Origin of the sequence: Paenibacillus sp. FSL P4-0338 (genome assembly GCF_038002365.1) — a bacterium.
In the GTDB taxonomy this organism is placed as follows: domain Bacteria; phylum Bacillota; class Bacilli; order Paenibacillales; family Paenibacillaceae; genus Paenibacillus_AQ.
The window spans coordinates 5,204,886-5,217,324 of the sequence record NZ_JBBOCG010000001.1 but is presented as its reverse complement, the minus strand read 5'-3'; the positions used below and the strand labels follow the sequence as shown (position 1 = coordinate 5,217,324).

Below are 12,439 nucleotides of genomic sequence, written 5' to 3'. Positions count from 1 at the left end.
CGCAGATAGACCCTTTAAGCGAAAGGGATTAAGGCTGCATAACCTTCACCATCTGCGCCTCGAATTCCGCGTAAGTGATTTTACCCAAAGCCAAATCCATGCTATGAAGGTAGATTTGTTCTGTTTTCGAATAGTCGCGCTCCACTTTCAGTGACTGCTCCTCGCCCGGGAGGGGCTCCAGGACATGACACTTGTTCGCAAAAGCTTCGAAATAGCGGTAGCCAAATTTGCGTTGCGAAACCGCGTTGATATGAATGCCATCAGGATTCGCGGTCAACTCTGCTGCCGTTACGAAATAACAATGTGGCTGTTCGTTAGCGAAGCGCAACAATTGTTCATTGATCTGTCTATACTCTGTCGCTTGCTGTCCAAAACCAGTCTTCCCAAGGAAATCGCCAAGTCCGCCAATGATGAGCGGCACCTCATCAAGATTCAATTCGTTTCTTAGGGTCTCGATGATAAGGGTTAATTTCTCGTAATACGTTTCATGCAGCGATTGATAACTGTCGCTCTCACCCTGGTGCCACAGAATCCCGCAGATTTGACTGGACCGCAAGGCGAAGCGGGCTTCGGACAAAGCATGCTGAAAAAGGATGCCCTCCGGATGCCAATCATTCAAAGAACTGCCACCTTCTGCACAGGGAATCAACCCAATTTCTTCGTCAGAATGGGCTTTCGACCAGGCATTGGCGAAAGACGCCGCCAGGCTTACTCCGGAGACCGGACGGTCATAATTAATCGGCTCTGTCATCATCTGCCACTGTCCATTACGCAGCATTTTTATTTTTTCATTATATATAGGGTCGACTTCATGCAAAAATCCACGGCCTGCCATATTAGATTGACCCAACATTAAAAATGATTTTATCATTTAATCTTCATTCCTTTACATAACTAATATAGGCTAATTGAGTCATTATATAGTCTGATTAGACTAAAATCAATTAATGATCATTATGCCTGGAATTAGAGATAAACCAAGAAGATTTCTTTACTATCGCGGAAGTGATACATGCGGTCATCCAATAAAGCTGAGAATTCCGTTGAAGGAAATTCAAAGGATTCTGCAGAGTGATGAGTCCAGGATCGCACTTGCTGTGTTCCAAGAAAAGATGTATGAACTATCCAGCGAAATGACGGCATTGTCTGTCATTCACAATGTACTGCAAAACTTGGTAGATCAACTCAAGCTCCATGCCGAAGTGAAGCTGAACCCGGGAGTCTGGAAGGATAAAACTCTGCTACAGATCGTTGAAGCCCTTCCTTTATCCAAAAGTAATCTCAAGGAGGACCTATCCATGAACGATTTGATCAAGGCAGATCAACATTTATCCACGCTTAAGGATGTACGGATTGTTTACCTTCCGCCTTCACCAGTGGCTTCGATCCAAGTAATTGGAAAATCACCGGAGTATGAAACGGGGATGGAGTTGCAAAAGTTTATGATGTATGTATGGTTCAAAGGAAGAGCATTTGAATTACATCAACCAGTATCATTTAAGCAATGAGGAAATCGATAAGGTGGTACAATTGGATTTACTACTTCCGATAAAGTCAAAGTTGAACCGGTAAATGATACAAGGCCATCCCGTAAAGGATGGCCTTAAAACTTTTGAAGAGAAACGGCCAGTTGATTGGATCCGTGAGTCTTTCAAAATTCCATGGGCCGGAACTTGCCATTCCAACCGTTACGAACCGTATCATAAGTAGGGGGAACAGTTTGACGTGAAGTCCTTGCTGGCAGTGGAACGAGAGGGTGTTCAGCTACCAGAAGCTTGCTTCATTTAGTTTGATCGGGATGCCGAATTCCATTTCGCACTGTCCATCCGGATGGTGAAGGGAGTTGGGGAAGTAAATCTCTAGGGCCGGACGTGAAACGTCCCATATATACGGGCTTAGGGGAAGCCACTCGATGGAGACCAGGTGCAGCAGATCTTTCACCGTATCCGGTCTGTCGGTCATCCGCACAATGGCGTATTTGCCTCCAGGAATCGTCCGGATGCCCAGATCGCCAGTCGGCGTCATCCGTTGCTCCGTTGTAATGCAAGCGTCATACCTGTGTCTGCCGTCCGGCGTGATGAAAGGGTCGTCGAGGATGAGTCCGACCGTCATACTTCCTTTTTTTAGTGCTTCTCTCGCGTCCAACCACGAGGCTACCCGCTCAAATAGCCCCGTAATGTCCGAATTGATTTTTCCTTCATTGATGGTTCCCCTATACCGGGCGTAGATAGCAGTCATTGGAGCAAGGTTCCGAATCTCAATCGGGAGTTCCGCCAGCTTGCGGGACAGTTCGGTGGACTTTTCAAAGGTGAACCGGGCCCTAAACCGTTCCGCAATCGTCTGGAGAGGAAACCTGTCCCGGCATTCGGAAGCACTCAGGCCGGTATGCTCGCGGAACACTCTGCAAAAGTGGGCCGGGGTTTGCATACCACAATCCAAGGCGATATCAGTTATGCTCCGGTTTGGGTGGAACAACAGTAGCTTGATTGCCTTCTCGATGCGGATCCGCCGGGTAAACCCGTGCACGTTCTCACCCATCACCGCTTTGAACACCCGATGGAAGTGAAAGGGGGAGAAGGCGCCCACGTCCGACACTTCTTTAAGGGTTAATGGATCCGTAAGATGCTCCTCCATGTAGTTGACGACATGGTTGACCCGGTACCGGTATTCCAATTCCAAGGCTTTGGCTGTCACCATCCGTTTCACCGCCCTCCCTTATTCCCATTATTGATTAAATCCGATCTCTATTATAGCAAGAATTGTTAATCGGGTAGCAAGAAATTGGAAGACGATCCACGCCCATTACACTACCATAAGGGAAGATAGAAGAATAACCTTAAAGGGTGTGTTCATGTATGACCGAAATATTCCGTTATGCCAAGCTAGCCGTGTTGGCAGGGGCAGCTTGCCTGATCCTTACCACGTCCGCTTGCTCTCCGGAAAAGTCCTTAGCCCCTGCGTTGTCCCCCGGCAACTCCAAGGTGATCAACTTGCCAAACGGGGAGTGGCCGATCGGCACTCCAGAGCAGGTTGAGATGGATCCCAAGGAAGTCGAAGCAGTGATGCAATATGTCAAGGAATCGCCGGTTCTCTCCATGCTAGTTGTTAAGGACGGCACAATTGTCTCCGAGTATTACAAGGATGGCATGTCGGATACCAAGCTGGCTATAAACTCGATCACCAAGAGCGTGACATCGCTCTTGATCGGGATAGCTATCGACAAAGGTTATCTGAAAGGAATAAATGAGCCGATAGAGCCATTTTTCCCCGAATATAAGGAGTTGTTCGATTCACCCGATAAGAGATCCATTACATTAGAGCACTTGCTCAGCATGACAAGTGGCTTACATTTCCCGGAATGGACTGATTGGAATTATATGATCCAGCCTATGACGGAGACCAAGGACTGGAACCAATTTGTACTCAGCCAACCGATGGATTCTAGGCCAGGTGAAATATGGAATTACAATACAGGCGGTTCCCAATTAATGGCGGCGATTCTCAGGAAAACGACTGGGCAATCCGAACTCGATTTTGCCAAGGAGCATCTGTTGGGTCCTCTCGGAATTGATAGCATGAAGTGGCCCCATTCACCGGACGATTCGAATTCAGGGGGCTTCGGCCTGAAGATGAAGCCAAGGGATCTGGCCAAGATTGGCCAATTGGTGCTTAACCGTGGCGTATGGGATGGCAAGCGCATCGTCTCGGAAGCATGGATCCGGGAATCGACCTCTCGGCATTCGGAGGGAAATGTGTTTTTCGGCGAATATGGCCACCATTGGTGGATGAATCAGTACGGCGGGCACGAGGCAGTTTTTGGTATGGGTTATGCCGGCCAATATCTGACCATCGTACCCGACCTGGATCTAGTGATCGTCGTGAACTCGGCTGCCACCGGGAATCCCCGGGATACCACCCTTCCTATTCAGTTTATCGAGAGCTTGGTTAAAGCGGTGAAGAACAAATAGAGGACATAGTCCTAGCCTGCCGCTGTTTTATTGAGACTCCAATCAACGTTGACATTTGAATTTATACCACAATTAAAGGGCACCCACACGAATACTCTTTAATTTCGCAATTATGACCCAAGTGTTTGATAATGAAGCATCACGATCTGACCCATTCTCTCGGAATGGGTTAAAGTTAGATTCTCTGGCACTGTTCCGGCAGGGAATAAGGGAATGCCTTCTCCCAGAATGGTGGGAATAAGCGCAATTTGGAGCTCATCCAGCAATTGAAGCTTCAGGACGCTCTGGACAAGCAATCCACCGCCTACAATCCAGACCTTGCCTTCTGAGGTTTGTTGTAACCGGGGGATAAGCCGGTCAATGGATTCGCCTGTAAAAACAACATGTGGCGCAGGAGATTGCCCGGAACGCGTAAGGACAAAAGCCGGTTTATCTGCATAGGGGAATTCATCGGCTAGCTTCAGCACCTCTTCATAAGTATTCCGCCCCATCACTACGCTTCCCACAGTTCCATAGAATTCACTATACCCGTTATCCCCTCCATTCCCTTCGATCTCATACAACCAATCGACAGAGCCATCGGGCTTTGCGATGTAACCATCCAGACTCATAGCGATGTATAGCACAACTTTATGTTTTGACATTGTTATCGCTCCCTTCTAGATTCAATGATACACTTGAACTATGACAAAATATGACGTAGTTAGGTGAAGCCATTGATTAATCGAAGACTGGAAATTATGCGGACATTGGATTCAAGGACCAAATTTACGGCCCGCCAGCTGGCGGAACGATTCGGAGTATCGCTAAGGACGATCCAACGCGATCTGGATTATCTGCAGCAGATGGGGGTTCCTCTGTATTCGGAGGTAGGCATACACGGGGGGTACCGGGTGCTGCCGAACCGGATTTTGCCACCCCTTCAATTAACACAGCACGAGGCGTTGGGATTGTTCCTGATGATTGAATATTTGGAGCATATTCCGGATTTTCCCTATGGAATCATCCGGGCTCAACTGGCAGATCAATATTATTCCGGATTGCCGGATGATGTGCGGGATCTGATTAGGCGTTCGAAGCAGCATCTTGCCGTTCTTCAGCACTCTTCGATACGCCCAGCGCCGTTAACGACCCAGGTGTTAGGTGCAGCCGTGGAGAAGAGAGAGATTTCATTTGCTTATCATTCCCGCAGCGGCAAGAAGAATGTGCAGGTCTATCCGCTCGGGATCTATTATGAACAAGGGTATTGGTATATGCCCGCCAGCAAGCAGGGTGAGATTCGCCTGTATCGGGTCGATCGGATGGAGAAGCTGGAGGAAGGGCCTCACCGAATAGAGGAGTCACTTCCAACGCTCGCAGCATGGATGAAGGCCGGGGAGACCAGGGATAGCACCGAGGTCATATTACATTTTACAGATATGGGCGTAAGGCTGGCGGAGTCGGACTGGGTATTCGCTTCAGTTCTGGACAGGGAATGGCGGGGCCTTATTCCTGTGGAAGAGTTCCCGTTCACGGCGCAGAAGCTGCTTGCATACGGACCGGAAGTGAAGGTGGTCTCTCCAAGGGAGTTGCAGGAATGTGTCAGAGAGTTGCTGGAGAAGACTATAAGTCAGTATTCATAACATACTCAATATCCATTTTCTTGGGGTGTTGACGTTTTTTTGTATGATAAAGTTGACATGGTGTATGGTTTGGTATACATTATGTTTAGTGAACTATACTAAAGGCGGTGTCATACATGACTTATCAGGAAAAGAAGAGCATCGTATCGCTAATCAGCACCCTGCTCATTTTTACAGTGTATTTGCTGTACAGGTACCCGCAGTATCCAAATGAAGTGTTGGATTCAAAAGTAACCTTCCATTACTGGGGTTCCTTCATTCTTGTATTGACCTTGGTTTCCATCGCGGCACATATCGTGATCAGCATTGTTTTTAACATCATCTTCCGCATGACGACAGGTGAAAAGGAACCTGCATTCGCGGACGAACTGGATAAGCGCATTGACTTGTTGGCCCTCCGAAATTCATTTGCTATGTTTGTCAGTGGCTTCCTATTGGCTATGGGCTCATTGGTTATAGACCAGCCTTTGAAGGTAATGTTCATCATCCTAATCGCCGCTGGATTTCTGTCAGACGTAACCGGTTCAATATCGAGACTGTATTACTACAGGAGAGGAGTCTAAGATGGGCAAAGTTCTTGTTGGCAATTACATCAGAAAATTACGATTCGATCTTAATGAAATGACCCAGCAGCAGCTGGCCGACAAGGCAGGTGTAACCAGACAAACGATCGTAGCTCTCGAAAAAGGAAATTACTCTCCTTCACTGGAGTTGGCCTTTCGTATAGCCCGCACCTTTAACTTGCCGCTCGAAGAGGTATTCTTTTACGGGGGAAATTCAGAGGAGCCAAGTGGGAAATAGATAGGGGGTAAAGGATGAGAGCAATGGTATATGCCAAATACGGTTCGCCTGATGTGCTTCACCTGAAGGAGCTAGAGAAACCTGCACCGAAGGATAACGAAGTACTTGTCAGAATCTATGCGGCAACGGTAACAGCGGGGGACTGGCGTATGCGAAAGGCCGCCCCGTTCCTTGCAAGATTGTACAATGGTCTCTTAAGGCCCAAAAAGGTAACGATATTGGGGTTTGAGTTAGCCGGGGAAGTTGAAGCCGCAGGCAAAAATGTAACACGCTTTAAGATTGGCGATCAAATATTTGCGTCTTGTGGTTTCGGCTTCGGTGCATATGCCGAGTACAAATGTCTGCCTGAAGATGGACTGGTGGTCATGAAGCCGGTCAATGTGAGCTATGAGCAGGCTGCTGCTGTTCCCGTCGGGGGGCTCACCGCGCTGAACTTTCTAAGGAAGGGGAACATCGCGAGCGGAATGAAGGTGCTTATTTATGGAGCCTCTGGAAGTGTGGGAACTTATGCGGTCCAGCTTGCCAAATATTATGGGGCAGATGTAACAGGGGTATGCAGTACTGCTAATCTTGAGCTGGTAAGATCTATAGGAGCCGATCGGGTCATAGATTATACGAAACAGAAGTTTATGGCGCATGAAGAAAGCTATGATCTGATCTTTGATGCCGTCGGGCAAACGATATCGAAAATCAAAAAATCGGCATTCAAAAAAGCCCTGCGTACGAACGGGACGTATGTGAGTGTGGATATGTCACACAAGCCTCGCGTTGAAGATCTTATCTTCCTCCAAGAGCAGCTTGAGGCCGGTACCCTTAAGCCTGTTATTGATAGATGCTATTCGCTGGAACAAATTCCGGATGCCCATCGTTATGTCGAACAAAAACATAAGAAGGGGAATGTCGTCATTACTGTAAGTTCCCTATCCTAAGAAGCAGCTCAAAGGGAGTGTGAGAACACTCCCTTTGAGCTGTTATGGTATGTTATCCGAATGTCAAATTTAAAGCGCTTACTATTATAGTTTTATATAAAATGTATTTATTAACATTATTCGACAAAATTCACCTTACTTTTACGTGGTAGCTATGATATATTCTGGGTGAATATGGATAGTAAAGAAGTGAATGGGGAAGGAGAATGCGTATGGAGGCGCTTGTGTGGACATCGAATCATAAGCTGGAGCTCTGCGAATGGGAAGAGCCTAGAATTGCAGCACCGGATGAAGTCAAGATCCGGATTGAGATGACGGGTGTATGTGGAACAGATTTAGCAGTCATCACGGGGAAAGAGGAGGGGGTTCCAGGCGTTATTCGCGGTCATGAGGCTGTGGGGACCGTAATTGAAACCGGCAGCAACGTTGACCGCGTTAAGGTAGGCGACCGCGTGGTTATTGATCCGAATCAAAGCTGCGAGAAATGTTATTTTTGCTTGAAGAAACAGCCGCACCTCTGTACGGGCACCGATGGAAATGGGATGCCTATTGCAGGTTTGAATCGAAATGGGACATTCACTTTTTTTTACTCTACTGTACAAACGTTTGCACACCAGCTTCCTGACCATATGAGCTGGGAAACAGGGGTTTTGATCGAGCCTCTTGCCTGTGTGCTGCACAATTTCAAAGAGGCTAATGTCACTGCAGACGATAAGGTGCTCATTCTTGGATCGGGTCCGATGGGATTGTTAAGTCAAATTGTGAGTAAATCCAAGGCGGCGCTTACCGTTGCGACGGAGATTAATCCTTACCGGCTGGCTTTTGCCAGAGAAATCTCAGATTATGCTCTGACACCTTCCCAATTACATGAAGCTACTGTAGACGAGATCTGCTCGGGACATAAGTTTGATGTGATTATCGACACGGTAGGCACTCAGCTCGAAATGGCGGAGCAATGGATTGAGCGTGGAGGCCGCATCGTTCCTTTTGGTATTAATGCGAATTACCGGTACACCTTTTCTCCTACCAAATTCGTACAGCATGCCATCAAAATTATCGCAGCAGGCGAATACCGCTACATGTTCGAGGAAGCTATACGGTTTGCTGCTGAGACACCTGAACTGGAGAAACTGGTGACTAGAAAAGTTAAGCTCAATCAGCACGAAGCAGCAATCAACGAGTTGATCGGCTATGAATTGAATTCTTTGAAGGTGGTTGAGAGTGATACCGTGAAGACGGTTTTTGTTCCCTAAATGTGGAGCTGTAATTAGCGAGGGGTGGATCTATTCATGGGCAAAGAAGGAAAAATTAGACTTGTTCAGGATTACTTGTCTATGCACAAGGCCAGAGAGGTAGAGCCAATTTGGATACCTGCAGTGTGGAATGAGTGCAGCTATAAGCCTATTCTCTTCGAAAAAGACGGTGAAATATGTGTGCATCCGTACGATTTTTTGACAGAGCATTTGAGGTATGTAGACAAGCTTTCCTGGAGGTATTTGCTCAAGGAACGCACGAATTTAGACGAAAGCACGATCTATTCTGCGTTAATTCGTTATTCGACGGCCTGGGATTACAACCATGACGGAACAGTCGAATCGGGCACTTTTCTAAGATTCCTTATTCTTCTGCCGCTGTTAAAGAAAATGGGCGTCAATATTCTGTATATGCTTCCAGTAAACCAGTACAGCAAGTTAAATCTGAAGGGGGATATCGGGTCACCTTACGCTGTGCAATCGTTATTCCACTTGGACCAGAATCTGCATGACAGCTTGTTGGACGGTATGGAAGAGTTCACCATCCACGATGAGCTTAGCGCTTTGGTAGAAGCTTGTCATTTGCTTGATATCAAGACGGTTGTCGATTTCATTCCTCGTGTAACGGCGAGAAACAGTGCATTCATTACTGAGCATCCCGAATGGGTGTACTGGATCAAGCTTGAGGAATTAGAAGGCTTTGCGCCGCCGCCGATTCCTGAGCTTGGATTCTTTGAGGAATGTACGCCTGACCACTTGGAGACGGTCTACCACAGCCAGGAGACCGCAGCATTCCTGCGGAAGTTCTCACCGCCGCCCCATGAACTTCATCCCAGCCTTTGGCAGCAGTTGAAGGAAAGAGCTGCTAATCATGGAGACGAGCTATTAACTTTGGTGGAGCAAGAGATGGGAATAACAACCTCTCCGGCGCATTCGGATTGGATTAATGATGTGCAGCCGATTTGGACAGACATTACGTTCTTGCGCCTCTATAAAGATTTCTCTCCGCAAGTGAGACATCTTATCAGCCCGACTCAGGCGCCATATGTCCTTTTTGATACGATTAAATGCAATGACTACCCGGGAGAGGAGCCGAATTGGGAGTTATGGGACGTTCTGGAGCAGGCAGTACGCTTTAATCTCGAAAAGTATGGGATTGACGGCTTTCGCATCGACATCGGACATGTGCTTCCTATTCCGTTGTTGACTCGTATTTTTGACACGGTTAAAGAGATGAATCCGAATGCGCTTCTGATCAGTGAAGACTTGTTCAACCGCAATCACAGGAAGGCAGCGAACACGGGCTACAACATTATGCTTGGAAGCGGATGGAACGTGATGACGGAGATTACTAAGGAGAACCTGGTTTCATTCTTAGAGGAACTGCCTGAGTTGAATATTCATGTGTTTGCTTGTGCAGAAACGGCAGATACTCCCCGGATCACGAGCCGTGGCGGTGTCGGGGTTGCCCGGATGATCGCAGTATTTAATCAATTTCTTCCGAACGCAATTCCTTACGTGACAACAGGCTATGAAATGAATGAGGAGCAGCCCCTCAACTGTGGTCTTGGTGACAACACGAACGGTGAGGAGATTTCCCGCGCTTTTTTTAATGTCATGCAAATTAATTGGACTAATCCTGCACCCATGCTGCCGCTGCTGGCGGAGCTAAGTGAATTTAAGGAAGCTTGGCACCACCTCGTGAAGCCGGAGAACTTTTTCGTGGCTCAATCCCCGGAAGGTACTGCTATATACGGGTATATGCAAGGGGATGAGATGATGCTGTGCTGCTTTAACTTGAGTGCCGATGCTTTCTGCCAAGTCGATTTAAACGTGGCCGTACCCGGCCGATGCCCATTGACCGTAGCACTGGATAGCTCTTTAACGGGTAGCAGCGTAGGTCAGGCGTTCGACTTCTTGCAGCTTGCGCCTAATCAGGCTCTAGTGCTCATAAACAATTTTTAGAAAAGGGAGAGAGGCTGCGAATGGAAAAGAACAACAAGGAAATCGTGCTATGGCATGAGTTTGACGGTCCGGGAGATACCTCGATTGAAGTGCTGGAGGGGATTTGCAAGCTGTATACAGAGCGCTTCAGCGTACAAATTACGCCACAAGTGATGAACATTACGGATCTGACTGCGCGCTTGAACCGAATCAAACATACCCGCCAAGGTCCGTATCTGGCGATGGTTCCTGCCGATATGTCCTCCTATGTCGACAATGGTCTTTACTCCGAGGTTCCGGGCGGGTTGTTTGAGGATGTGCTGACTGAGGAGGCCCTTTCCACGATGCAAATGGAGGGTGTCCAGTATGGTATCCCGGTCTTGCGGGGCAATCATCTGGTTCTATATTACAATCCGGAGATTTACCCCAGTGCACCGGCGACATGGGACGTGTTTGAAGAGGCAGCAGAGAGGTTAACCGCCCAAGGAATCGTACCCATTGGGGCGGATCTACAACAGGGCTATTGGTTTATTCCGTTCCTTACAGCTTTCGGTGGCTGGCCTGTACAGAATGGAAAGCCGAATATCGTCAGCCCTGAGATGAAGCAAGCGCTTGAGTTCATCCGCGACAAGATGGATCAGGGCGTACTCGTCAGTCTCGACGGTTCTACAGGACTGCTAGAGCAGTTCATTGACGGTAAGATCGGCGCTATTATTTGTGGGGAGTGGATCTACAACCATCTGGACAAGCATATGAACGATAGGCTTGAGGTTTGCCAGCTTCCAGTCATAGAAGGCCAGCAATCGCTATCTATGTCTTCTTCCATCGGCCTGATCTACCCGAATTTTTCGTTAACCACGGAGGAGCGGGAAGATATTTTGTCATTCACGCGTTTTATGCTGAGTGACGAATGCCAAACCCTGTGGACGCAGGGCGTGCAGCGAATTCCGGCTCAGGAGCAGGTGCTACACCGCCTAAGTGCCTCTGCTGCACCTAATAAAAGAATGATTTTGTCGCTTTTAGACCACACACGGCCGATGCCGACTTACCCCTTCATGATCCATGTCTGGGAGGCGCTCAATGCGGGTCTGATCGAGTTGCCTTTAAGCAATCCCGAACAAGCCTTGAAAAAAATGGAACAGACCCTCCAAGCATCCTGGGGCGCATTAAAAAACTAATCAGATAAGGGGAAAAGAGAAATGAAAACAACGATATTCAGCCAAATTTCAATCGACGGAAAGCTCACGATGGGAGCCGGGAATTCGAGTAAAGAGCTTTTTTCTTTATTTTCCAGTGAGGATATGGAATTCATCCATCTGTTCCGGGGGAATGTGCAGGGCATTATGGTTGGTAAAAATACAATCCTGACCGACAATCCATTTCTTACGAATCGGTATGAGGAGAACAAAAATCCAATCCGTATCATACCGACGACTACCCTGGATATTCCGATGGACTGCAATGTGCTTTCGGATCAGGGAAAGACGATTATTGTCACGACCGAGAAAGGACGGGATGAAGGTAAGATCAAGCAGATCCGGGAAAGAGGGAAGGAGTGCCTCATCTGCGGCAAGGATACCGTTGATTTTGTGGAGCTTGAACGTCAGTTAGAGGAACACTACGGGATCACCAGCCTGATGGTCGAAGGTGGCGGATTTTTGAACTGGCATATGTTCAACCAAGATATCGTCGATGAAATTATTCTGATGCAGCTCCCGATCATCATCGGCGGCTCCACGAACATTACATTAGTGGATGGAGACGGGTATCAGCAATTGAGCTTTGCTAAGAAGTTCAAGGTTGTAGAAATTCAGCCAAACGATAATTACACACTCATGCGCTACAAAAAGGTGATATGACCTCACACTAAGTCATAGACTGCAATGGCTATGGGTTAATGGAAAAATATAGAATATGGGGGT

General features: G+C 47.6%; 13 protein-coding genes. 10 read left to right on the top strand and 3 right to left on the bottom strand.

All coding sequences use genetic code 11. The features are described 5' to 3' along the window. Positions 1–28: 28 nt before the first annotated feature. On the bottom strand, positions 29–871 hold the full coding sequence (locus MKZ07_RS23045) for a sialate O-acetylesterase (RefSeq protein WP_036695810.1): 843 nt from the start codon (positions 869–871) through the stop codon (positions 29–31). Positions 872–1,043: 172 nt separating this feature from the next. Between MKZ07_RS23045 and MKZ07_RS23040 the strand changes: the two genes are divergently transcribed. Beyond that, on the top strand, positions 1,044–1,508 hold the full coding sequence (locus tag MKZ07_RS23040) for a hypothetical protein (RefSeq protein WP_051493626.1): 465 nt from the start codon (positions 1,044–1,046) through the stop codon (positions 1,506–1,508). A 256-nt stretch (positions 1,509–1,764) separates the two neighbouring features. Here the strand turns inward: MKZ07_RS23040 and MKZ07_RS23035 are convergent, their stop codons facing one another. Next, positions 1,765–2,697 (bottom strand): AraC family transcriptional regulator, encoded by a 933-nt coding sequence (locus MKZ07_RS23035; RefSeq protein ID WP_036695808.1) that lies wholly within the window; start codon positions 2,695–2,697, stop codon positions 1,765–1,767. 158 nt (positions 2,698–2,855) lie between these two features. Between MKZ07_RS23035 and MKZ07_RS23030 the strand changes: the two genes are divergently transcribed. Next, a complete protein-coding gene (locus MKZ07_RS23030) occupies positions 2,856–3,968 on the top strand; it encodes a serine hydrolase domain-containing protein (RefSeq protein WP_051493624.1) in 1,113 nt (370 codons plus the stop codon). Between the two features lie 110 nt (positions 3,969–4,078). Here the strand turns inward: MKZ07_RS23030 and MKZ07_RS23025 are convergent, their stop codons facing one another. Continuing rightward, positions 4,079–4,612: a dihydrofolate reductase family protein gene (locus tag MKZ07_RS23025; RefSeq protein ID WP_036695805.1), complete on the bottom strand. Its 534-nt coding sequence runs from the start codon at positions 4,610–4,612 to the stop codon at positions 4,079–4,081. A 72-nt stretch (positions 4,613–4,684) separates the two neighbouring features. Here MKZ07_RS23025 and MKZ07_RS23020 point away from each other — a divergent pair, with 72 nt between their 5' ends. The 8 genes from MKZ07_RS23020 to MKZ07_RS22985 all read left to right on the top strand — a co-directional run bounded on the left by MKZ07_RS23020 (position 4,685) and on the right by MKZ07_RS22985 (position 12,376). Beyond that, positions 4,685–5,590: a helix-turn-helix transcriptional regulator gene (locus tag MKZ07_RS23020; RefSeq protein ID WP_143804265.1), complete on the top strand. Its 906-nt coding sequence runs from the start codon at positions 4,685–4,687 to the stop codon at positions 5,588–5,590. Positions 5,591–5,706: 116 nt separating this feature from the next. Next, positions 5,707–6,153: a hypothetical protein gene (locus MKZ07_RS23015; protein ID WP_036695800.1), complete on the top strand. Its 447-nt coding sequence runs from the start codon at positions 5,707–5,709 to the stop codon at positions 6,151–6,153. A gap of 1 nt (position 6,154) precedes the next feature. Further along, positions 6,155–6,391, top strand: coding sequence for a helix-turn-helix transcriptional regulator (locus tag MKZ07_RS23010; RefSeq protein WP_036695797.1), 237 nt, complete (start codon positions 6,155–6,157; stop codon positions 6,389–6,391). A 14-nt stretch (positions 6,392–6,405) separates the two neighbouring features. Further along, a complete protein-coding gene (locus tag MKZ07_RS23005) occupies positions 6,406–7,320 on the top strand; it encodes an NAD(P)-dependent alcohol dehydrogenase (RefSeq protein WP_036695796.1) in 915 nt (304 codons plus the stop codon). A 212-nt stretch (positions 7,321–7,532) separates the two neighbouring features. Continuing rightward, the gene (locus tag MKZ07_RS23000; protein WP_036695795.1) at positions 7,533–8,573 is read left to right on the top strand and encodes a zinc-dependent alcohol dehydrogenase; all 1,041 of its coding nucleotides are present in this window, start codon (positions 7,533–7,535) and stop codon (positions 8,571–8,573) included. A gap of 36 nt (positions 8,574–8,609) precedes the next feature. Further along, positions 8,610–10,538 (top strand): alpha-amylase, encoded by a 1,929-nt coding sequence (locus MKZ07_RS22995; RefSeq protein ID WP_341027680.1) that lies wholly within the window; start codon positions 8,610–8,612, stop codon positions 10,536–10,538. Between the two features lie 20 nt (positions 10,539–10,558). Continuing rightward, positions 10,559–11,695, top strand: a complete 1,137-nt coding sequence (locus tag MKZ07_RS22990) for a sugar ABC transporter substrate-binding protein (protein WP_036695791.1) — start codon at positions 10,559–10,561, stop codon at positions 11,693–11,695. A gap of 21 nt (positions 11,696–11,716) precedes the next feature. Then, on the top strand, positions 11,717–12,376 hold the full coding sequence (locus MKZ07_RS22985; protein ID WP_076156144.1) for a dihydrofolate reductase family protein: 660 nt from the start codon (positions 11,717–11,719) through the stop codon (positions 12,374–12,376). Positions 12,377–12,439: the final 63 nt, after the last annotated feature.